Consider the following 21570-nt stretch of genomic DNA (forward strand, 5'->3'; position numbering starts at 1 on the left):
TGCTTTAAAAGAGTGCGTAAACGAAGCAAAACATTTTTTGCAATTCATCCATGTACAAAGATCAAAATCAGACTATCTTAGACAGGATGAAGAAGTTTTGCTCAACATTGATCTTGATGTGAGTGAATTGGACTAAATCGCAAAGAAGTTATTTGATTGTTAGATGCCCGTTTTGGGCCATGTTGAAAGAAGGGTACGCTATGCACATGCCATCGCCTAATACTGTAGCTCCCGCTCAAGGTTTATACCAACCGGATGAGTTTAAAGATAACTGTGGTTTCGGTTTAATCGCCCATATGCAGGGTGATGCAAGCCATGATCTCGTTAAAACCGCTATGCACAGCCTTAGCTGCATGACCCACCGTGGTGGTATTGCCGCAGATGGTAAGACAGGGGATGGCTGTGGCCTGCTTTTGGCAATGCCGAAAAAATTCTTCCGTGAAGAAGCCAAAAAACTCAGTGATATCACTTTAAGTGAAATTTTTGCTGTCGGTACGGTATTTTTAAATCTAGATCCGGCGATTGCTGCACATTCTAAACAAGTGCTGGCTAAAGAGATTGAATCTGAAGGCCTTACAGTTTTAGCCTGGCGTGTTATCCCAACCAATAATGATGCGCTTGGTGAAATTGCAATGCAGTCTTTACCTGCATTCGAACAGATTATTGTCAATTGCCCGATGGGTGTGACTGAAGTTGAGTTTAACCGTAAATTGTTCCTGGCACGCCGTCGTGCAGAACAGCAGTTAAGCAATGATCCATCATTCTACGTGACGACTTTGTGTTCTACAGTGATTAGCTATAAAGGCTTGATGATGCCTGAAGCGATTGCTGATTTTTACACTGATTTAGCAGATGAACGTCTGGAATCCCATATTGTAGTATTCCATCAACGCTTCTCGACCAACACATTACCGCGTTGGCCTTTGGCACAGCCGTTCCGTTATCTTGCGCATAATGGTGAAATCAACACCATTACCGCAAACCGTAACTGGGCTATGGCACGTACACCAAAATTCGAAAACCCGTTATTGCCAGGTTTAACCGATCTTAACCCGATTGTGAACCGTACCGGTTCAGACTCTTCAAGCCTGGATAACATGCTTGAGATTCTTGTCGGTGGTGGTATGGACTTGTTCCGTGCACTGCGTATGCTGGTTCCACCAGCTTGGCAAAATGTTGAAACTTTAGATGCTGACCTGCGTGCATTCTATGAATTCAACTCTAAGCATATGGAAGCTTGGGATGGTCCCGCTGGCTTGGTTATCCAGGATGGTCGTCATGCCATCTGTATGCTGGATCGTAATGGTTTACGTCCGGCACGTTGGGTCATTACTAAAAATGGTTACATTACCCTTGCATCAGAAATTGGTGTGTGGGGCTATGAACCTGAAGATGTGATTTCTAAAGGTCGTGTAGGACCGGGCCAGATTTTGGTGATTGATACCTTCACTGGCAAATTGCTGGATACCAAAGATGTCAGCAATCATTTGAAAAAAATGCGTCCTTACCGTGAATGGTTGCGTGAAAATTCTGTACGTGTACAAGGTAGCCCAGAACTTGAAGAATATTTATGTGATCAAGGCTTAAAAGGCGACGAGCTAAAAGCTTCACAAAAAATGTTCCTAGTGACTTTTGAAGAGCGTGACCAGTTGCTTCGTCCAATCGCAGAAAGCGGTCAGGAAGCTGTGGGTTCAATGGGTGATGATACGCCAATGGCGGTGTTATCTCGCCAGGTGCGCCATGTATCAGATTACTTCCGTCAGCAATTTGCGCAGGTGACCAACCCGCCAATCGATCCACTGCGTGAATCGATTGTGATGTCGCTGGAGACCTGTTTTGGTCGTGAACAAAATGTATTCGAGCAAAGCCCTGAGCATGCTGATCGTCTGATTGTCTCAAGTCCTGTGCTGTCAAATTCCAAAATGCATCAAATTCGTACCCTTGGGCGTCCAGGTTATGAAATTGCTGACATTGATTTGAACTATGCAGAAACTGAAGGTTTGGAAGCTGCCATCACACGTATTTGTGAAGAGGCTGCTCAAGCCATTCGTGATGGTAAAACTTTATTGGTGCTTTCAGACAAGAAAATCCGTCAAGGTTTCTTGCCAGCCAATGCGCTCATGGCAACAGGTGCGGTGCATCACCATCTGATCAATGTCGGCCTGCGTACCGATGCCAATATTATCGTTGAAACCGGTCTGGCGCGTGATCCGCATCAATTTGCAGTCATCTTGGGCTTTGGTGCAACTGCAATCTACCCTTACCTGGCTTATGACGTCATCAATGACCTGATTGCCAAAGGTGAATTGTTGGGTGACCCGATTCATGCACAGGCGAACTTCCGTAAAGGGATTGAGAAAGGTTTGTTGAAAGTCCTGTCTAAAATGGGTATTTCGACTGTTGCCTCTTACCGTGGTGGCCAGTTATTTGAGGCCGTTGGTCTATCTGAAGAAGTGGTCAATAAATGCTTCACAGGTGTACCAAGCCGTATTAAGGGTGCAACCTTTGCCGATCTTGAAAATGACCTGAAAAAATTGGCTGATACTGCGTGGAAATCGCGTAAGCCAATTGATCAGGGGGGTATGCTGAAATTCGTATTCGACAAGGAATATCATGCCTTTAACCCGGATGTGATCAATGCCCTGCATAAATCGGTTCGTTCAGGTGAATACGCTGATTTTAAAGAATATGCTGAATTGGTGAACAACCGTCCGGTTGCAACCATTCGTGACTTGTTGAAACTTAAAACTGATAATTCAATTCCACTGGATCAAGTGGAATCTGTAGAAGATATTCTGCCGCGTTTCGACTCTGCCGGGATGTCTTTAGGTGCCTTGTCTCCTGAAGCGCACGAAGCGATTGCGATTGCCATGAATACCATTGGTGGTCGTTCCAACTCTGGTGAGGGCGGTGAAGATCCAGCGCGTTATGGCACCATCCGTAACTCGAAAATTAAACAGATTGCTTCAGGCCGTTTTGGTGTGACGCCTGCTTATCTGACTTCTGCAGAAGTATTGCAAATTAAAGTGGCGCAAGGTGCAAAACCGGGTGAAGGCGGTCAGTTACCGGGTGGTAAAGTGAATGGCTTGATTGCACGTTTACGTTACTCTGTACCGGGTGTAACCCTGATTTCACCTCCACCGCACCATGACATCTACTCGATTGAAGATTTGTCACAGTTGATCTTTGACTTGAAACAGGTCAACCCGCAAGCGATGGTGTCTGTGAAACTGGTCTCTGAACCGGGTGTAGGAACCATTGCTGCTGGTGTTGCGAAAGCTTATGCCGATTTCATTACCATTTCCGGCTATGACGGCGGTACAGCGGCTTCTCCATTATCTTCAATTCACCATGCTGGTTCGCCATGGGAATTGGGTCTAAGCGAGGCACATCAAGCACTCCGTGTGAATGATCTACGTGGCAAAGTCCGTGTACAAACCGATGGTGGTTTGAAAACAGGTTTGGATGTGGTGAAAGCGGCAATTTTAGGTGCAGAAAGCTTCGGTTTTGGTTCAACACCAATGATCGCGCTTGGTTGTAAATACCTGCGTATTTGTCACTTGAACAACTGTGCGACCGGTGTGGCAACTCAGCAGGATCATTTACGTCAGGAACACTACATTGGTGAGCCTGAAATGTTGATCAACTTCTTCCACTTTATTGCGGAAGAAACCCGTGAATGGCTGGCAGCGCTAGGTGTTGCAAGCTTGAAAGACTTGATTGGCCGTACTGATTTGCTGGAAATGTTGCCGGGTGAAACTGAAAAACATGCTCATCTGGACTTAAGTGCATTGCTTGAATCCCATCCTGCAGCGGAAGGCAAGGCGCAATATTGCCAGGTTCAAGGCAATGCACCATTTGACAAAGGTGTTCTGGCTGAGAAGATGGTGGCAGAAATGTTGCCAGCGATTGAAGCAGGTGTCAGCGGTGAATATAGCTTCACGATTGGTAACTGTGACCGTTCAATCGGTGCGCGTATCTCTGGTGAAATTGCACGCCGCTATGGCAACCTCAGCATGGAAGCGCATCCTGTTAAAGTCAATCTGACCGGTACTGCGGGTCAGTCTTTAGGTGTATGGAATGCTGGTGGTTTACATATTAAACTTGAAGGTGATGCCAACGATTACGTGGGTAAAGGTATGGCGGGTGGTCGCGTGTCCATCTTCCCACCTAAAGGTTCACCGTTCCAGACTCAGGAAACAGCAATCATTGGTAACACCTGCTTATATGGCGCGACTGGTGGTAAACTGTTTGCTGCAGGTACAGCGGGTGAGCGTTTCGCAGTACGTAACTCAGGTGCCTTTGCTGTGATTGAAGGTGCTGGCGACCACTGCTGTGAATATATGACTGGCGGTATTGTGACTGTACTGGGTAAAGTGGGTCACAACTTCGGTGCAGGTATGACCGGTGGTTTTGCTTATGTACTTGATTTGGATAATGACTTCGTTGACCATTACAACCATGAGTTAATTGAGCTCAACCGTATTTCTACAGAGGTGATGGAAGAACATCAAGAATTCTTGCTTCGCATTCTGGATGAACATATTGCCGAGACAGGTAGTGCTTGGGCGTACAAGATCCGCAATGAGTTTGATTATTACAGCCGTAAATTCTGGCTTGTAAAACCAAAAGCTGCTAATTTGCAAACGCTTTTGAAAACAACCAAAGCTGATCCACAATAATTCCACTACTTGCAGATATATAGGCAGGTGTAGCAGCTAATAAAACCGGCTACACCTACCCACGGAGAGAGACATGGCAGAGCGCCTAAACAATGACTTTCAATTCCTGGATGTCCCACGCCAAGAGCCAGAGAAAAAAGATCTAACTGTCCGCAAAGCAGAGTTTGTGGAAATTTATAAACCGTTTACAGCGGAAATTGCGGCCAACCAGACGCATCGCTGTTTAGGTTGTGGTAACCCTTATTGTGAATGGAAATGTCCGGTACATAACTACATTCCAAACTGGTTAAAGTTAATTGCTGAAGGTCGTATTTTCCAGGCAGCTGAATTGTGCCATCAAACCAATACCCTGCCGGAAGTGTGTGGTCGTGTTTGTCCGCAAGACCGTTTGTGTGAAGGGGCTTGTACCTTGAACGACGGTTTTGGTGCAGTGACCATTGGTAATGCAGAAAAATACATTAACGATACCGCTTTTGCTCTGGGCTGGCGTCCAGACATGTCACACGTGAAGTGGACAGACAAAAAAGTTGCCATCATCGGTGCGGGTCCTGCTGGTCTAGGTTGTGCGGACATTCTGGTACGTAACGGTGTTAAACCGGTGGTATTCGATAAACGTCCTGAAATTGGCGGTTTGCTGACGTTCGGTATTCCAGAGTTCAAGATGGAAAAAGACGTGATGAAACGTCGCCGTGAAATTTTCACCGGCATGGGCGTTGAATTCCGTCTCAATACTGAAATTGGTACTGATGTTACGATTGATCAGCTGCTTGCAGACTATGATGCCGTGTTTATGGGTATGGGAACATACACGTATATGAAAGGCGGTTTTGCCGGTGAAGATCTGGATGGTGTTTATGATGCACTGGATTTCCTGATTGCCAACGTTAACCGTTGCCAGGGCTGGGAAAAAAATCCTGCTGAATACATCAGTGTAGAAGGCCAAAAAGTGATTGTACTTGGCGGTGGTGATACAGCGATGGATTGTAACCGTACTTCTATCCGTCAAGGTGCTGAATCAGTGATTTGTGCTTACCGCCGTGATGAAGAAAATATGCCAGGTTCTCGCCGTGAAGTGAAAAATGCACGCGAAGAAGGTGTGGAATTCCAGTTTAATCGTCAGCCAATCGAAATTGTTGGTGAAAACGGCAAAGTGACAGGCGTTAAGTTTGTAACTACACAATTGGGTGAGCCAGACAGCCGTGGTCGTCGTAGCCCTGAGCCTGTACCGGGTTCTGAGGAAATCTTGCCTGCTGACGCAGTTCTTTTAGCATTCGGTTTCCGTACCAGTCCTGCTGATTGGTTTAATGATGTGGAAATTAATCTGGATGGTTCAGGCCGTGTAGTTGCGCCAGAACAGCAAGAGTTTAAATTCCAGACTTCAAATCCGAAAATCTTTGCTGGCGGTGATATGGTGCGTGGTTCCGACCTGGTGGTGACTGCAATCTGGGAAGGTCGTCAGGCTGCTGAAGGTATCCTTGATTATCTGGATGTTTAATTAGAGATTAAACATGAATAAAAAAACCCGCTTCGGCGGGTTTTTTATTGCCATGACGCATTGCCTGAAATGATAAGATTCATTTATATAAATTAACATTCTTGCTTTAAGGAAAAGTACGTTTTTCAGAGCATGAGTTTTATTGAAGGAGAAAGATATTGCGTGAGTAGCTTCCCACGTCATCTTGCACTTTGTTTAAAGTAATGAGATTGAAGTGTTAAAAAGATAATCTGCTACAGCTTCTTGTTTTTTACTTTTGGTATAAAAAGCTATATATTAAGGCACTAATTTTCCTTAGAATTACTTCACAATTTTCTTAAAATTTCCTATAGTAATAAGGCTAAAAAATGAAAAATATTTTTATTCTTGTCAGCAGTTTAAGTTTAATGGCATGTTCTTCTTTGCCAGCTCCATCAGGTTCAAAAAACTTATCTCAACAGACCCCTTCTTATGCTTCAGCTAATACTGTAAAAGTGGCTTCGATTGATGGTAGCTATACTGGGGAGATTAGAGGAGACTATAAAAACTCGAAGTTTGCAAACTTGAAGATTGGCATGTCTAAACGCCAAGTCGAAGATATGGTTGGCATGCCATCAGATCAAAAAAACTACCAAACAGGTAAGGCTTGGATTCCAGTTGCAGGCCTGTTTTCTCAAGATCAGTATCGTTTAGAAACGTATTATAAGAATGCAGGCCGTTTAGTATATGCTAAGAATGGCACTAAACTTTACCGTATTGAAGTAGATAAAACGGAAGACGGTTATCAATAATTGTTAATTATTGCATTACGGGCATTCGTGTCTCATCAAAGGGATCTTCATTGATCAGCTTAGTGCCAAGAATGTTAAGAAATAATCCGGTGCCAGATTGGGTATCGGATTTTTTGCATCTCAGCCTGATATTTTTGGTTCTAGAGGATTGAGCAGCTCAGTTATGCTGTGAGGGGTGGAATAATGCAGATGATTCCGTCGCTTGTTTTTTTGTCTAATAGTATTCACCATAAATACTATCATGCCTATGAACATTATCTCCGATTTAATGAACGATGGTGTTTGATGTTCAACTGGACAAAAAATTCATTAAAAAACTACATAAGCTTTAGAAAATACCGATAGAATGAAAAAATATTTAAACAAATATAAATAAATAATAGAGGAATATTTCAATGAATCTTATGAAGAAAACGTTTGTTATTTTGGCGCTAAGCAGTACTTTGACCCTATCAGGCTGTGGTTATAATACTTTACAGGTGAAGGATGAAGCGGTTACGGCTTCCTGGGCAGAAGTGCAAAACCAGTATCAACGCCGTGCAGATTTGGTGCCCAATCTGGTCAATGTGGTAAAAGGGTATGCCAAGCATGAAGAGCAGGTATTGACTGAAGTCACTCAGGCACGTGCTAACGTGGCAGGTTTAAAAGTGGATAAGCAAGTGCTGGAAGATCCGGCCTTATTCCAGAAATATCAGCAAGCTCAGGCACAGATGACCAGTGCATTATCACGCTTAATTGCAGTTTCAGAAAATTATCCTGACTTAAAGGCGAACGAGCAGTTCCGTGATTTACAGGTGCAACTGGAGGGGACGGAAAATCGCATTGCAGTGGCACGTAACCGTTATATTGCCTCAGTTCAGGATTTTAATGCCTATTCACGCCAGTTCCCGCAAGTGATGACGGCGAAAGTCATCGGTATGAATCCGAAACCGAATTTCAGTGCCGAACAGGGTGCACAAACAGCGCCTAAGGTTTCATTTGATTAATTGGGTAGCTGCATAAAAAAGGATGCGCTGATGTCTGCTCCAGAAAATAAAAGTACTCTTGCACTAATTTTGCAGTTGTTGATTTTATGCTGCGCCATGCTATCCAGTTCATTTGCCTTAAGTGAGGTGGCAACAGCAACGGATCATGAAGATGCAGTGATTGCAGGAAAAGTGATTCAGGAGCAACAACAAGCCCATCAAGTTCAGCAAAAACCTTCATTACAGACACCCGTTCAGCAGCCGAAAATTGCTAATGATATGGCGGAAGATGAGGCTATCCGCGGACTGCCGACTTTAAATGAGCCGGTTGTGGATCAGGCTAATTTACTTAGTGCGGGTGAAAAACAGGAGATTAGTCAACGAATTCTCAAGCTGCATGAACAGGGCAAGGCTCAAATTGGTGTGGTGATTGTTCCAACGACAGGACAGGAAGATATTTTTGATTTCGCCATGCGGGTGGCTGAGAAGTGGCAACTTGGATCTGCAAAACAGGATAATGGTCTACTCATGGCGATTGCGGTGAATGACCGACGTATCCAGATTTTAACTGGCTATGGTCTGGAAGGTGTACTGCCTGATATTGTCGTAAGCCGAATCATTCGTAATCAAATCACACCTTATTTTAAACAGGCTCAATATGTACAAGGTATTGATGCTGGTTTGGCTGAAATAGAACGGATTTTAAATATGAATCCTGAAGTTGCCGCGAATGCAGCACAGGAGCTGAAAGAACGGCAAGAAAAGGCCTTGCATGAACAACAGGCGAAAGAAAAAACCTTGAGTACAGCCTTGTTTATTTTAATCGCAGGAATTATTGGTTCATTCATTGTAGGCAAACCTTTAAGTGCCTCTACAGCAGCCGTCGCAGGTACGGTGGCTGGATTGGTCAATGGGGCTGGCTTGGTTACCAGTTTATTGATTGGCGGCGGGATTTTCTTTTTACTCATTACTGCAATTGCACAAACCATTTTTCAGCTGGTACTCTCATCTGCTGGTCGTGGAGGGGGTAGAGGAGGAGGTGGCTTCGGTGGTGGTGGATTTAGTGGCGGCGGTGGCGGCTTTGGTGGAGGAGGAGCATCAGGATCATGGTAACAACAACAGATACGACAGAGATTGTCACACAAGCTAAAATAGAAGTAGTGAATCAGCCCAGTTTTAAGCGTTGGTTAAAGCATTTTTTATATATGCCGGCAACCAAAAGATACTTTTCCAAGCAGGATCAGGTGGCGATTTCTCAGGCAGTCGCCGAGGCCGAGCATGATCATGTCGGCGAAATCCAGGTGGTGATAGAAGGACATCTTCCTGTAAAGCAGGTGTATTTCCAAAATACCCGCATGCGTGCTCGCCAATTGTTTGCAGAACTTGGAGTTTGGGATACTGAATATAATAGTGGTGTACTGCTGTATATCAATTTATGTGAACGTAAAGTTGAAATTGTGATTGATCGGGGGATTCAGCAAGCAACCGAACAAGCTATTTGGGATGAAATTTGCCAAAATATCATTGCCCAGTTGGCTCAGAAGCAGTTTAGGTTGGCGGTAGTAACAGGTGTAATGAACATTGGGAAAGTACTGAACCGGTTTTATACACACTCTGTCCAAAAACAGAATAATGAGTTGGGGGATGAGCCGATTATTTTGCGTTAGAAAATAGGTGGATTAGTGACATAAATTGTCAGTTTTTTACTAAAAAAAACATTAAAACTACGTTGTAACAATTTTATTTTTTTAAAGTGCTGTTTTTTCTGTCAATTTTATTATAATCGTTCTTGGCACATTTAGTGCTATATATAAAATAAGCTACTTTAGCTTTACAAAGCTTATAAATAAACAAAAACATTTGTGGAGAATGTTATGAAATCTATGCAAAAGGGTTTTACTCTTATTGAATTAATGATCGTTGTGGCGATTATTGGTATTTTGGCTGCAATTGCGATTCCTGCTTACCAAGACTATACGCGTAAAGCGGGTGATAAAGCATGTTTAGGCGAAGCGAAAGGTGTAGCTAATTCAATGTTAATCTCTTTTTCTGAGCAGACAGCAATGGTTGCTCCAACATGGAAAGCATGTGATTCTACTACTTTAGCTGGTGCTTCACAGCCTGCTGTGGGTACTCCTGCAGCTGCACCTGACTTTAACATTACGGCTAAAAAGCCAGGTACTGGTGTAGTGACATGTGGTCCAACAAGTTCTTGTTCACTGCCATAATTTTTGATTTCAAAATACCCTGCATTGCAGGGTATTTTTATTTGTGGATATATGAAAATGTATACTAAAAATAAATTCTTCTTATGGCATCTTAGTGCTTCTATTTTAATTGGGTTATTGAGTGCATATATAGTATTTTTTATTTGGTATCCTGCACCTTTGGCTAAAGCAATCGGTGTGACTCATCTATTTGGGTTGTTACTGATTATTGATGTGATTTTGGGTCCTTTACTTGGCTGGATTGTCTATAAAGAGAGCAAGAAAACGCTGCGTTTTGACCTAAGCATTATTATATTGGTACAAATTATAGCCTATAGTTATGGAATGTACAGTGTTGCACAAGGAAGACCTCTTTGGATTGTTTATAGTCAATACCATTTTGATGTCGTTCAGAGCAAACAAATTGATGAATTGGATAGAGCTAAAGCAGCGCAACAATATCGGGAACGATCTTTATTAGGTGTTCAGTATGTTGCCTTAAAAGATGATGAATCGTATAAAAAAAATGATGTAGACTACCAGCGAAGAGGATGGACTAGCTATCCTGCGAATTATACTAAACTTTCTCTGGTTCAGTTGCGTATGGCAAAAATGGCATTTGATTTAAAATACTTGAATCAAACTAATGATCCTCAACAAGTTGCCAAAGTACTTAAGCAACATCCATCGGCAGATGGTTGGTTTCCTTTAAAAGCACCGATGAGTGATATGGTGGTGCTTGTGGATAAAACTAAGGGTGAGGTGGTTGAAATTGCTAATTTAAAACCATTGCGCTAATAGCAAAGACTTAGAGGGCTAATTTTAGTTTTTTTGTGAGGCATGTTGTCTCAAGTAACAATATTTGATTGGCATTTGTTACTTTCATTTTTTAACTACGCTCTCTTTTATTTTGTGTATCATATTTGAAATTTTACTCTAACTGATTTTTTAATGAAATTTATCTTGATGCTATTTGCATCTATCTTGGTTTCCCTCGCCTGGCTCTTGCCTATCCATTACCGCCCTTGGGTTACCTATACAGGTGAAATTTTTGCTTTTTTATCTCTTTTTACTCTAGCTGCAATCTATTTAAAAGACAAAATTAAATTGCCAGTCATCAGTTTACCGCTATTGATTCTCGCAGTCATTCCCCTAGTTCAGTATGGGGCTGGTGAGCTCTTTTTCTTTGACAAAGCCCTTATTTGTACATTGTTTGTGCTTGGATTCTGGCTGAGCATGGTGGTTGGCTATAACTTATCGAGTGAGAAAGCAGACCGGACTAGCATTTTTAACGGACTCAGCTATGTGTTTCTCATGGCTGGAACAGCGACGGGTGTGATTGCCATTTGTCAGTGGCTCACCCTGGATGCTTATATTCCCGGAATGGTGGATATGCAACGTGCTGTGCGTCCTTATGCCAATTTTGCCCAGCCAAATAATATGGCTACTTTTTTACTCATGTCTCTTTTGGCCTGTTTATATTTATATGAAACCAAAAAAGTTCAGACCAAATGGTTAGTTCCTACAGCATTCATTATGTTGATGAGTGTGGCATTAAGCCAATCCCGAACCTCTTGGGTGGCTTGTGTCTTTATTCTGGTTTATCTAGCTTATCAGCAATTTAAAGGCTATATCCATATTAAAAGGCATTACCTGGCGGCATGGTTGGCTGTATTTATAGCATTCGTCCTAGTATTGCCCGTCATTGGGAACTATTTAACGCAATTATTGGATATACAGGTTAAAGCTGTTGATGTCGCCAGACGTGCAACAGGAGATATGTCGCGTTTAGCCATTTGGCAGCAAATGCTGCATGCCATTGCTGACCGTCCATGGTTTGGCTATGGCTGGAACCAAACCAGTGTTGCGTATACTTTGGTTAGTGATCATTTTCAGGGGCCAGTATGGATTCGTAGCGCACATAACTTTATTCTCGATTTTATCTTGTGGAACGGTCTCATTATCGGACTTCCTTTTCTGGCCTACTTTGGTTATTGGGGTTATAAGCTAAATAAGCAGGTCAATTCAGTTGAATCCGTGATCGGGATTTTAATGGTAGGTGCAGTATTGATTCACTCCATGCTGGAATTTCCACAGTACTATGCGTATTTCCTGCTTCCGGTGGGTTTTATTATTGGGCTGGTTCAGTCGCAACAGGTTGATACCAAAATCCTGACTCTTTCACCCAATTATATGCGGGTTGCTTACGGGTTATTTTTCTTACTACTGATTCTAATCGTGCGAGATTATGCGGTTATGGTCCCTAAGCTCAATCAAACGCTACGCTATGAAAAAACACCGGAAAAAATTACCAATCAAGATCAAGTTTATTTGCTGGAAGAATTTAACCGGCGTATAGACTGGATTCGTATGAATCCCTATACCAAGGTGAGTGCACAACAGCTTGAGGAAATTAGGGAAATGGTGTTGAACTATCCGACCACCTATGATTTATACAAGTATGCCAAGATCCTGGCTTTTAATGGCTATGAACAGGAAGCCAAGCATCAGCTCTGGTTGTTAAAAAAATTACGTAAAGTCGATATAGATTACGCATCATTGGCCCAGCCTGTTGCCAAGAAGTAAAATTTAAAAAAGCGAATCTTATAAATAAAAACAGCCAGTCAATTGACTGGCTGTTTTTAAATTAAATCTGGCTTTGAATATAGTTTTCGATACCCACTTTCTCAACCAGATCAAGCTGGGTGGTGGTCCAATCTAGGTATTCTTCTTCTTTTTCCAGGATTTCCTGAACCAGATCGCGAGTTACATAATCCATTTCCTGTTCAGCCAGGCTGACCGCTTTTTGCAGGGCCTCAATATTTTCATTGACTTTACGTACATCGCAATTCAGTACTTCCACAGTATGCTGACCGATGTACAACTTGCCTAAATTTTGTAAGTTAGGCAGGCCTTCAAGAAATAAGATACGTTCAATAATTTTATCCGCATCTTTCATTTGCTGAATCGATTCTTTGTATTCTGCCGAACCCAGCTTTTCAATTCCCCAGTCATTAAACATGCGCGAGTGCAGGAAATACTGGTTAATGGCCGTCAACTGGTGATAAAGCACCTGATTTAACTGGTTAATGACATCACGATTGCCTTTCATTGTAAGTTCTCCATCAACAATTTCTGCCTTAGCTATATGTTAGGCAATCAAAAAATATTATTTCAATTATCTTAAACAACAAGCTACACAATGGCGAGTAATTTATTGAACAGCAAATGAAAATCGCAATCAAGAATGATAATGGGCGCTATATTATACGGCATGCATAAAAAAACCGCCGAGAGGCATAAGCGGGAGGGGAGAAAATGATCTTTTGATCATTCAGTTTGTTAGGGTAATCTGGTTTTAAGCCGCTACGGAGATACGAGCTGCAATTTCTGAAAGTTCTTCACTAATGATGGAACGTGCTTCAGGTGCACAACGACCACAACAGGTACCTAAATCAAGCAGGTCACGAATTTCACGATAGCTTTCCGCGCCATTTGCGACAGCATCTTTAATATCTTGATCGGTAATACCACGACATAAGCATACGTACATTTTAACTCGCCACACAAGAGTGAAATGGGATAAGTAATATTATTGATAATTATTATCGTTTGTCAATGAAATTCATTTGAAATATTATTTATTGTGATTGAGTTTTTAAATAAAAAAACACCACTTGATCGGTGGTGTTTTGTACAATTTTATAACTGATTGAAAATTATTTATTAATAATTACAATACCATCCATTTCCACCAAAGCCCCTTTGGGCAAGCTGGCTACACCTAATGCTGCACGGGCAGGGTAAGGTTGGGCAAAATATTCACCCATAATCTGGTTAACCAGTTGGAAATGGGAAAGATCGGTCAGGAAAATATTCAGTTTGGCGATATCTGCCAATGAGCCACCTGCTGCTTCACAGACTGCTTTTAAGTTATCAAATACACGGCGAATCTGCGCTTCAATGCCTTCAACCAGTTCCATACTATAAGGATCTAAACCAATTTGACCTGAAAGGTATAGGGTATTTTCAACTAAAATTGCTTGAGAATATGTACCAATGGCTGCAGGTGCATTTTCAGTATGGATTACTTGGCGGGACATCGATTTCTCCTTGTATCATCTCTATGCATCATAGCGTAAATTGTTCAATAATAGTTACTTATGTTTGAATTAACTGGCTTTAGATGCTTCGGCAATATTAATAGGTTGGGCTAAACGGCTAATGCGTGGAAAACCGAAGTGCATACGTAAATCACGAATAATCTGCGCAATTTGCTTACGGTTATGCACCACAATATGCACGTAGGTTTTATCTTCATGGCCATGAACCATTTCTACACCGGTTTTTTCTTTCCGACATTGATAAATCAGGTCAGAAATCTGTTCATCATTCATCAGCATGTCAATACTTAAATAAGCAGTGAAACTGATGTCATCGACATCTTCAGATGTCCAGTGCAAGGGCATAATATTTTCTGGATGCAGATGTTGTTCATGCAACAGGTTATGACAACGTGCACGATGCACAATTAAACCGCGACGTGAGAGATGTCCCTGAATGGGGTCACCAAGTACAGGGTTGCAACAATGGGCATATTTGACATCTACACCTTCAGTGCCTTGAATAAGACGGGTAGAAGACTGGTTATCTAGGCTTTGCCCTTGTGCAAACAAGTGGTTAGCCACTAATTGCGGTAACAGGTCACCCACGGCAATCTGTTCAAATAAGTGTTCCTTAGATTCGATATGTCGCCATTGCAATATATCGATCCAGTCTGCTTCGGTTAAATCTTTGATGGAGCGATTAAACAGTTTTAGTGCACGGTTCAGTGCCTGCTGACCGACCAGTTGTTGTTCTTCAATATCTTGATCACGCAAAATATTTTGGATGGCACGACGCGCTTTCTGGGTGTTAATGAAGCTGAGCCAGTCTGGATTTGGTGTCGCCAGAACATCAGTAATAATCTCGATGACTTGCCCACTCACCAGTGGTGTTGAAAGAGGCCGGGTTTCCCCATTAATTTTTGCCCCGACAGCATGGTTACCTAAAAACAGGCTGGCTGAATAGGCAAAATCGACGGCTGTAGCCCCTTGTGGAAGTTCGTGCAAATGGCCATGTGGGGTATACACCCAGATTTTTTCCTGATGTAAATAATCCAGCAGATCGCTAAAAGTGGTTTTGGCACATTCGCCATCCACCAATACATTCAGGTTCTGCATGGAAGCTTGAATGGCTGAGCGGCAGGCTTGCGGTGCATTTTCACCCAATACAACGCCGAAACGGGCAGCCTTACGCATCAGCTCGGTCTGAATAGTCAGAGAGAGCGTGGTTTTCTCGCCTTTTAAACGCATCATTAAAGACTGGTTGCCACCCGGCAATGGACGGCGGATATGATCTTCATAGTGCAGAATCTGGAAATTTTCACGCAGGATTTCTGCCAGGCGGTCACAGTCGGCAATGCTTTGCAGAATAATTTCAAAAGCATGGCTGTGGGTGAGCTCTTGCAGATCAATATCGTTTTTGACGAAGTGACGCAGCAATTCAATATTGTTATTTTTCTTTTTAATACGGCCACTAATTTGGTGTTGTTGCAGCAGTTCAGTCAGGTTTTTTTCCCAGATGCTCTGATATTCGCAGCGTTTAGGCTTGGTTTGTAATAAGGCATCCTGAACATTGTTAAACATATCTAGGTCAAGATTTTGATAGCACAAATGTTCCAGATTGTCGGCCATCTCATTCATGCCGACAATACGTGCCATAGGTACAAAAATATCAAAGGTTTCCTGAGCAATACGTGCCCGTTTATCGGGGCGCAACGAACCTAAAGTGGTCATGTTGTGATAACGGTCAGCCAGTTTGATAATAATGACACGCGGGTCTTGCAGGGTGGCTTGCAGAATTTTACGAAAGGATGCGGCTTTATTATATTCCTTATCGCTGGAATGACTGAGTTTGGTCACGCCATCAACCAGCTCGGCCACCGTGCGGCCAAATTTTTCAGTAATATCTTCTTTGTTGAAATCGGTATCTTCAATCACGTCATGCAGCAAGGCAGCCATCAGGGTTTCTGCATCCAGACGCATATGCGAAAGAATGCTGCTGACTGCAATCGGATGCAGGATATAAGGTTCGCCACTTTTACGGGTGATGCCGTCATGGGCAATATCGGCATAATCGCAGGCCACAAGCACGCGCTCGACATCACTTGCACTTAAGTAAGCATCGATAATAATTTTGAGCTGTTGTTTGGCTTGGCTGACCTGTGGGCCTGGCATATAACACCTTTACTACTTCAGTTTTTACAATTTAAATCGCTAGAGCTCTAATGAAAAGCATATTGCATGACTTGTCAATTTTTTCGTCTAAAAAAGCAAAAAGATAAATCCTAAATCACCTATCTTTAATCTTATGTTATAACGGTTATTCAGCCAATATTAAAGTTGTGCAATAAAAAAAAGCCTAGTTAAAACTAGGCTTTTTACGATATTTTTTCTTATTGGAAAGAAAAGCCATCTAAATTCAAATTGTTTGCAGACAGTGCAAGGTCAAGGCTAGAGGTTTGATAGTCTTGATCACGTTGTTTCAGGATATCTTTAGAAACATGACCTACTGCAATTTCACGTAAAGCAACCACAGTGGGTTTGTCGTTATCCCACTCTACTGTTGGTTCAATGCCTTGACGTGCCAATTGACGCGCGCGTTTGCTTGCCACTAGTACAAGCTCAAAGCGGTTGTCTACATGGTCTAAACAATCTTCAACGGTTACGCGTGCCATAAGAATTCTCGTTTGAATATTAAATTTGAACAGACTCGACAGTATAAAATGCTTTGCCTGCAGACTCAAGTTTTAATCACAGTTCAACAGGAGTAATTAATTTTTCAATCAATTCCTGATGACGGGTTGCCTGCTGTGAAATCACTAAACGATTGGCAATAATCACACATTCCAGATCATGCAGTGCCTTATTAAAGTCATCATTAATAATGACATAATCAAAGTTTGTATACTGCTGCATATCTTCAACTGCACAGCCCAAGCGACGCTCAATTACTTCAACGGAGTCAGTGCCACGGTTAGATAGACGCTGGCGCAAATCAAACTGGCTAGGCGGTAAAATAAAAATTTGTTTGGATTCAGGAAAAAGTTTGCGGACTTGATCTGCACCTTGCCAGTCAATTTCAAGTAAAACATCATGTCCTTTGGCAAGCTGCTGTTTTACAGTCGCTTGAGCCGTACCGTAATAGTTGCCAAACACTTCTGCATATTCAATAAAACCGCCTTGCTCAACCAAGGCAATAAAATCTTCTTTTGTTGAAAAATGATAATGGATACCGTCAAGCTCACCGGGACGTTGGCCACGCGTGGTGTGAGAGACAGAAACGTGCAGATTGGTCACACGGTCGAGAAGGGCTTTAACGAGGGATGTTTTGCCTGTTCCAGATGCAGCAGAAACGACAAACAAGAGACCCGACATGATATTTTTCCTGATATGATAAAATATCTTCTCTATTTTAGAGCAGACTAAGGTCAAACTAAATAGCTGATAGTAGTTTGTTTGCATTTATTTCAAATTATTCCGCTCAACTTCGGGTGAACATTGAGGATCTTATGGAAATTGTATTGGCCAATCCACGTGGTTTTTGTGCAGGTGTCGACCGAGCAATTGCGATCGTCAACCGGGCACTGGAATGCTTTAATCCGCCTATTTATGTGCGTCATGAAGTGGTGCATAACAAGTTTGTGGTGGACGATTTACGTCAGCGCGGTGCAATTTTTGTTGATGAACTGGATGAAGTTCCTGATGACAATATTGTGATCTTTAGTGCACATGGTGTGTCGAAAGCAGTACAAATTGAGGCGGAGCGTCGCGGGTTAAAAGTCTTTGATGCCACCTGTCCGCTGGTCACCAAGGTGCATATAGAAGTGACCAAATATGCGCGTGAAGGCACGGAAGCTATTTTAATTGGTCATGAAGGTCACCCGGAAGTGGAAGGCACCATGGGGCAATATGATAAAAAAAATGGTGGTGAAATCTATTTGGTTGAAGATGAAGATGATGTAGCGGCTTTAAAAATACATCATCCTGAAAAAGTGGCTTTTGTTACTCAGACCACATTGTCCATTGATGATACAGCCAAAGTGATTGATGCTTTACGTACAAAATTCCCTCATATTCAGGGACCGCGTAAGGATGATATCTGTTATGCCACGCAAAACCGTCAAGATGCAGTACGTGATTTGGCAACTCAATGTGATGTGGTTTTGGTCGTCGGATCTCCTAATTCATCAAATTCAAACCGTTTGCGTGAGTTGGCGGAGCGTATGGGGAAACATGCCTATTTGGTGGATAATGCCGATCAGCTTGATCAGGCCTGGTTTAATGAAAAGACTAAAATTGGGGTTACTGCAGGCGCATCGGCACCCGAAATTTTAATTAAGCAAGTAATTCAGCGTTTACAGGACTGGGGAGCGAAAGCACCAGAGGAATTGGCAGGGTGTGAAGAAAATATTACCTTTAGTTTGCCAAAAGAGTTACGTATTCCTGTAACCCAAGCCTAAAGTGATAAATATTTAACATTCTGAAATTTTTGAAAAATTGACAGATAATTGTATTTTGGCAATTATCTGTTTTTTTATGCCTTTTATCCTTTCGTGTGTTTAATTTGTAATTAAGTTCGATATTATTTTAAATAGGGTAAAGTTTTGTTGCCTGGGGGGAGTATGCAAAGAAAAGAACAGGGATTCACCTTGATTGAACTGATTGTAACGATCGCAGTATTGGCAATTGTAGCATCGATTGCAGCACCTTCTTTTATAAATACACTCGCTTCACAAAATTTAAATGGTGCAAGTAATGAAATTGCTTCTGCATTAGGAGAAGGGAGAAGTCGAGCTATGGTGATAAGTAATACTGTAGTAGTTTGTCCTGACAAAGATTCAGTGGGTGCTGAGGTAACAGAGACAATATGTGTAAATAAATTATTGTCTTCAGCTAACCCAAGCCAGTTTATTAATCAAAATAGGGTAATTCTAGTAAGTATTCCTAAAAAAGTTGAGATTAAATCAACGAACTACGGAGTGGTGTTTAATGCAAATGGTACTACTCCCTCCGTTACATCAATAGAAATATGTTCTGGAAATATAAGTAAAATTATCAGTGTGGCTTTGATTGGATCATTAAGTCAAACCAAAGGTACGTGTTAATGAAAAAGAACCAAAAAGGCATAGGTATGGTTGAGGTATTGGTATCCCTTATTTTATTGGCTATCGGGGTGCTTGGGTATACAGCTTTGCAATTACGTGCAATTGAGGCAGGCGATGAGGCATTAGTGAAATCGCAAGCAATTATGTTATTACGTGGTCTGACAGAAAGTATACGTGCAAATCCTCAAGGCCAAAGTAGTTATCCAATAGCAGTAAGAGGTTATACATCTCAGAATGCACCTAATGCGCCTAAAAGCTGTCTCAATACAACATGCACACCTACGCAGATGGCAACTTATGAAGCTTATTTGGTTGCACGAGCTGCAAATCAAATTGGTGTAATGATTACTATGGATGAGTGTCCAGGAGTTAATTCAATTAAAAGACAATGTGTATTTGCAGCTTGGGAAAATACATTGATATCTTCAAATAATTATTCAGCATGTATGAACTCTGATGGTGTATATGTAGCAAATGCTAGATGTGTAATGATGGAGGCATATTAATGAATAATAAGTTTCCGGCTACTGGTCTTCATCAATTAGGTTTTACCTTAGTTGAATTAATTATAGCACTCGCTTTAGGTTTATTAATTACGGCTGCTGCGACGCAACTTTTCTTGGGGGGAATTGTATCTGCTCGTATCCAGCAAGCTAATGCGGAGCTTCAAGATAGCGGTGTATTTGGACTAGATTATATGGCTCGAGATATCCGTTTAGCCAATTATGGCAATATTAATAATCCTGAATTGACTAATACTACCCAGTTGGGGGGGATTGTACTTTCTCAGGGAGCTTCTGGTTCTGTAAATGTACCTAAAGATATAGGAGATAGTTCTGTCACCCTTCAAGGATTAACATCGAATGTTTCTGAAAAAAGTGATCAGCTTACAATCCAGTTTTCTGCGCCAAATGACATGTTCAATTGTGAAGGAGAAGAAGTAAAAACTGGGGAATATGTGATTCAGCGTTATTTCTTGAGAAAAGATAATAATGGGGAAGAAAAAGATTTAGTACTTGCATGTGATGCCAACAAAAAAGGGGCAATGTCTGTTACAAATATCACTGATTTTGGGGGAACCCAACTAGGCCAAGTTATTATGCCAAGGGTCGATCATCTGAGATTCTACCTAGGCACTATGACTAAAAATGATTCTGATGTTATATCAACTACATATTATACTATAAATGAGTATATTACTGTCGCAAATGCGGCTCGTAATGCGGGTCAGCTTGTTCCAAGAATTACTTCTATAAAAGCAGCAGTCATCGTAAGGTCAGTAGATAACACAAATAACCAACTCGTTGATCCAACCAAACCTATTCAGTTTTTAGATAAATCGGTGACGCTTACTAATCAGACGAAACATTTAAGAAGAGTGTATATGACGACTATAGCAATACGTAATGGTATGGGGGATGCAATATGAATAAGTATCACACTCCCTCTTCTCAGCGTGGGGCAACACTGCTTGTAGTTATGATGATGTTAATTGTTTTAACTGTAGTGGGTGTGCTTGCAATTCGTGTTGCGATGACAAGTTTAAATATCTCGACAAATACTCAACTTGGGCAATTTCTGAGTCAAACTGCTGATACGCCAATTAATCAATTGTATACAGGTAATTTATCGAATTTGGTGGATTTGAGTGGTGTTGTTGGTTATGCGCTTCAGGATTCAAAATTAGAACCAGGGAATGAATATATCTTTTGCTATAAACCGCTTTCTAATGAAAAATTCGGAGCATCTTTGGGCGTGGCAGTTAAGCGTCCTCCAGCAAATAAAATAGATAAAGCTACTCTCCTTTCAGGAGGCTCGGATGCTTTTTGTGATTTAAGTTCTGATTTTGGTAGTAGTCGTGAAGCAGTAGTTACTCAGGTTGCAGTCAAAATTCCAAATGAAGCAGAAGAAGATTTAAAACCTGGAGCCTTGTTAAGTCGTGGGAATAATTTAAGCTCTGGAACCATCATGCCGAAGAATGTTGTTGAACAACAACGAATCCGTGTTACTACGACTTCTGTTGTTCCAAGCTTTGCTAAAAATTTAGATGCAGCTCAAGACTGTATTGGAACGGGTAGTGGCAATCCAGGTTATATCAGTGATGATACAAGTAGTGATACTAAGGGATTTGAAACGATTGCAACCTGCTTAGCAAAACTTGGAGTTCCAGTAAACTCTCAGATACAAGAGTTTAATTTGCAAACAATTTTTAGTCAAACTCAAGCCCCTTGATTAAGAGGATA

General features: G+C 41.8%; 20 protein-coding genes. 14 read left to right on the forward strand and 6 right to left on the reverse strand.

What is annotated here, in order from left to right; all coding sequences use genetic code 11:
* Positions 1–206 precede the first annotated feature (206 nt).
* From gltB to ABJ384_RS01540, 9 genes are all read left to right on the forward strand, one after another.
* The gene (gene gltB, locus ABJ384_RS01500) at positions 207–4682 is read left to right on the forward strand and encodes a glutamate synthase large subunit (protein ID WP_171521998.1); all 4476 of its coding nucleotides are present in this window, start codon (positions 207–209) and stop codon (positions 4680–4682) included.
* Between the two features lie 73 nt (positions 4683–4755).
* The gene (locus ABJ384_RS01505) at positions 4756–6177 is read left to right on the forward strand and encodes an FAD-dependent oxidoreductase (RefSeq protein ID WP_349928487.1); all 1422 of its coding nucleotides are present in this window, start codon (positions 4756–4758) and stop codon (positions 6175–6177) included.
* A gap of 347 nt (positions 6178–6524) precedes the next feature.
* The gene (locus tag ABJ384_RS01510) at positions 6525–6947 is read left to right on the forward strand and encodes a hypothetical protein (RefSeq protein WP_349928489.1); all 423 of its coding nucleotides are present in this window, start codon (positions 6525–6527) and stop codon (positions 6945–6947) included.
* A 395-nt stretch (positions 6948–7342) separates the two neighbouring features.
* Complete coding sequence (locus ABJ384_RS01515; protein WP_349928491.1) at positions 7343–7933, forward strand: LemA family protein; 591 nt, start codon at positions 7343–7345, stop codon at positions 7931–7933.
* Between the two features lie 96 nt (positions 7934–8029).
* Positions 8030–9025: a TPM domain-containing protein gene (locus ABJ384_RS01520; protein WP_349929691.1), complete on the forward strand. Its 996-nt coding sequence runs from the start codon at positions 8030–8032 to the stop codon at positions 9023–9025.
* A complete protein-coding gene (locus ABJ384_RS01525) occupies positions 9019–9579 on the forward strand; it encodes a TPM domain-containing protein (RefSeq protein WP_349928493.1) in 561 nt (186 codons plus the stop codon). Before ABJ384_RS01520 ends, ABJ384_RS01525 begins: the two co-directional genes overlap by 7 nt.
* 207 nt (positions 9580–9786) lie before the next feature.
* A complete protein-coding gene (locus ABJ384_RS01530; RefSeq protein ID WP_349928495.1) occupies positions 9787–10140 on the forward strand; it encodes a prepilin-type N-terminal cleavage/methylation domain-containing protein in 354 nt (117 codons plus the stop codon).
* Positions 10141–10197: 57 nt separating this feature from the next.
* Positions 10198–10917 carry a TfpX/TfpZ family type IV pilin accessory protein gene (tfpZ, locus tag ABJ384_RS01535; protein WP_349928497.1) on the forward strand — a complete coding sequence of 240 codons (720 nt, stop codon included), beginning with the start codon at positions 10198–10200 and terminating at the stop codon, positions 10915–10917.
* 153 nt (positions 10918–11070) lie between these two features.
* The gene (locus tag ABJ384_RS01540; protein ID WP_349928499.1) at positions 11071–12705 is read left to right on the forward strand and encodes a Wzy polymerase domain-containing protein; all 1635 of its coding nucleotides are present in this window, start codon (positions 11071–11073) and stop codon (positions 12703–12705) included.
* Between the two features lie 61 nt (positions 12706–12766).
* Here ABJ384_RS01540 and bfr read toward each other — a convergent pair whose 3' ends face one another.
* The 6 genes from bfr to gmk all read right to left on the reverse strand — a co-directional run bounded on the left by bfr (position 12767) and on the right by gmk (position 17597).
* Positions 12767–13231: a bacterioferritin gene (bfr, locus tag ABJ384_RS01545; protein ID WP_166168618.1), complete on the reverse strand. Its 465-nt coding sequence runs from the start codon at positions 13229–13231 to the stop codon at positions 12767–12769.
* Between the two features lie 246 nt (positions 13232–13477).
* Positions 13478–13672 (reverse strand): bacterioferritin-associated ferredoxin, encoded by a 195-nt coding sequence (locus tag ABJ384_RS01550; RefSeq protein ID WP_166168619.1) that lies wholly within the window; start codon positions 13670–13672, stop codon positions 13478–13480.
* 166 nt (positions 13673–13838) lie between these two features.
* On the reverse strand, positions 13839–14222 hold the full coding sequence (locus ABJ384_RS01555) for a RidA family protein (protein WP_166168620.1): 384 nt from the start codon (positions 14220–14222) through the stop codon (positions 13839–13841).
* A 69-nt stretch (positions 14223–14291) separates the two neighbouring features.
* Positions 14292–16397: an HD domain-containing protein gene (locus ABJ384_RS01560; RefSeq protein WP_349928502.1), complete on the reverse strand. Its 2106-nt coding sequence runs from the start codon at positions 16395–16397 to the stop codon at positions 14292–14294.
* Positions 16398–16615: 218 nt separating this feature from the next.
* The gene (gene rpoZ / locus ABJ384_RS01565; RefSeq protein ID WP_004896248.1) at positions 16616–16897 is read right to left on the reverse strand and encodes a DNA-directed RNA polymerase subunit omega; all 282 of its coding nucleotides are present in this window, start codon (positions 16895–16897) and stop codon (positions 16616–16618) included.
* A 76-nt stretch (positions 16898–16973) separates the two neighbouring features.
* Positions 16974–17597: a guanylate kinase gene (gene gmk, locus ABJ384_RS01570; RefSeq protein WP_349928505.1), complete on the reverse strand. Its 624-nt coding sequence runs from the start codon at positions 17595–17597 to the stop codon at positions 16974–16976.
* A 134-nt stretch (positions 17598–17731) separates the two neighbouring features.
* Here gmk and ispH point away from each other — a divergent pair, with 134 nt between their 5' ends.
* The 5 genes from ispH (at position 17732) to ABJ384_RS01595 (ending at position 21559) form a co-directional block, all read left to right on the forward strand.
* Positions 17732–18682 carry a 4-hydroxy-3-methylbut-2-enyl diphosphate reductase gene (gene ispH, locus ABJ384_RS01575; protein ID WP_349928507.1) on the forward strand — a complete coding sequence of 317 codons (951 nt, stop codon included), beginning with the start codon at positions 17732–17734 and terminating at the stop codon, positions 18680–18682.
* A gap of 162 nt (positions 18683–18844) precedes the next feature.
* A complete protein-coding gene (locus tag ABJ384_RS01580; RefSeq protein ID WP_349928509.1) occupies positions 18845–19327 on the forward strand; it encodes a prepilin-type N-terminal cleavage/methylation domain-containing protein in 483 nt (160 codons plus the stop codon).
* On the forward strand, positions 19327–19833 hold the full coding sequence (pilV, locus tag ABJ384_RS01585) for a type IV pilus modification protein PilV (RefSeq protein WP_349928511.1): 507 nt from the start codon (positions 19327–19329) through the stop codon (positions 19831–19833). The genes ABJ384_RS01580 and pilV overlap by 1 nt, the downstream gene beginning before the upstream one ends.
* On the forward strand, positions 19833–20756 hold the full coding sequence (locus ABJ384_RS01590; protein WP_349928513.1) for a PilW family protein: 924 nt from the start codon (positions 19833–19835) through the stop codon (positions 20754–20756). The genes pilV and ABJ384_RS01590 overlap by 1 nt, the downstream gene beginning before the upstream one ends.
* Positions 20753–21559 (forward strand): hypothetical protein, encoded by an 807-nt coding sequence (locus ABJ384_RS01595; RefSeq protein WP_349928514.1) that lies wholly within the window; start codon positions 20753–20755, stop codon positions 21557–21559. Before ABJ384_RS01590 ends, ABJ384_RS01595 begins: the two co-directional genes overlap by 4 nt.
* The last annotated feature ends 11 nt before the right edge of the window (positions 21560–21570 follow it).

Source organism: Acinetobacter sp. A1-4-2, assembly GCF_040233925.1.
In the GTDB taxonomy this organism is placed as follows: Bacteria; Pseudomonadota; Gammaproteobacteria; order Pseudomonadales; family Moraxellaceae; genus Acinetobacter.

Coding starts and splice junctions, on each gene's coding strand:
- ABJ384_RS01505 (WP_349928487.1), top strand. CDS start 4,756: ATGGCAGAGCGCCTAAACAATGACTTTCAATTCCTGGATGTCCCACGC.
- gmk (WP_349928505.1), bottom strand. CDS start 17,597: ATGTCGGGTCTCTTGTTTGTCGTTTCTGCTGCATCTGGAACAGGCAAA.
- ABJ384_RS01590 (WP_349928513.1), top strand. CDS start 19,833: ATGAATAATAAGTTTCCGGCTACTGGTCTTCATCAATTAGGTTTTACC.
- rpoZ (WP_004896248.1), bottom strand. CDS start 16,897: ATGGCACGCGTAACCGTTGAAGATTGTTTAGACCATGTAGACAACCGC.
- ABJ384_RS01580 (WP_349928509.1), top strand. CDS start 18,845: ATGCAAAGAAAAGAACAGGGATTCACCTTGATTGAACTGATTGTAACG.
- ABJ384_RS01520 (WP_349929691.1), top strand. CDS start 8,030: ATGCTATCCAGTTCATTTGCCTTAAGTGAGGTGGCAACAGCAACGGAT.
- gltB (WP_171521998.1), top strand. CDS start 207: ATGCCATCGCCTAATACTGTAGCTCCCGCTCAAGGTTTATACCAACCG.
- bfr (WP_166168618.1), bottom strand. CDS start 13,231: ATGAAAGGCAATCGTGATGTCATTAACCAGTTAAATCAGGTGCTTTAT.
- ABJ384_RS01550 (WP_166168619.1), bottom strand. CDS start 13,672: ATGTACGTATGCTTATGTCGTGGTATTACCGATCAAGATATTAAAGAT.
- ABJ384_RS01510 (WP_349928489.1), top strand. CDS start 6,525: ATGAAAAATATTTTTATTCTTGTCAGCAGTTTAAGTTTAATGGCATGT.
- ABJ384_RS01540 (WP_349928499.1), top strand. CDS start 11,071: ATGAAATTTATCTTGATGCTATTTGCATCTATCTTGGTTTCCCTCGCC.
- ABJ384_RS01560 (WP_349928502.1), bottom strand. CDS start 16,397: ATGCCAGGCCCACAGGTCAGCCAAGCCAAACAACAGCTCAAAATTATT.
- ABJ384_RS01525 (WP_349928493.1), top strand. CDS start 9,019: ATGGTAACAACAACAGATACGACAGAGATTGTCACACAAGCTAAAATA.
- pilV (WP_349928511.1), top strand. CDS start 19,327: ATGAAAAAGAACCAAAAAGGCATAGGTATGGTTGAGGTATTGGTATCC.
- ABJ384_RS01530 (WP_349928495.1), top strand. CDS start 9,787: ATGAAATCTATGCAAAAGGGTTTTACTCTTATTGAATTAATGATCGTT.
- ABJ384_RS01595 (WP_349928514.1), top strand. CDS start 20,753: ATGAATAAGTATCACACTCCCTCTTCTCAGCGTGGGGCAACACTGCTT.
- ABJ384_RS01555 (WP_166168620.1), bottom strand. CDS start 14,222: ATGTCCCGCCAAGTAATCCATACTGAAAATGCACCTGCAGCCATTGGT.
- tfpZ (WP_349928497.1), top strand. CDS start 10,198: ATGTATACTAAAAATAAATTCTTCTTATGGCATCTTAGTGCTTCTATT.
- ispH (WP_349928507.1), top strand. CDS start 17,732: ATGGAAATTGTATTGGCCAATCCACGTGGTTTTTGTGCAGGTGTCGAC.
- ABJ384_RS01515 (WP_349928491.1), top strand. CDS start 7,343: ATGAATCTTATGAAGAAAACGTTTGTTATTTTGGCGCTAAGCAGTACT.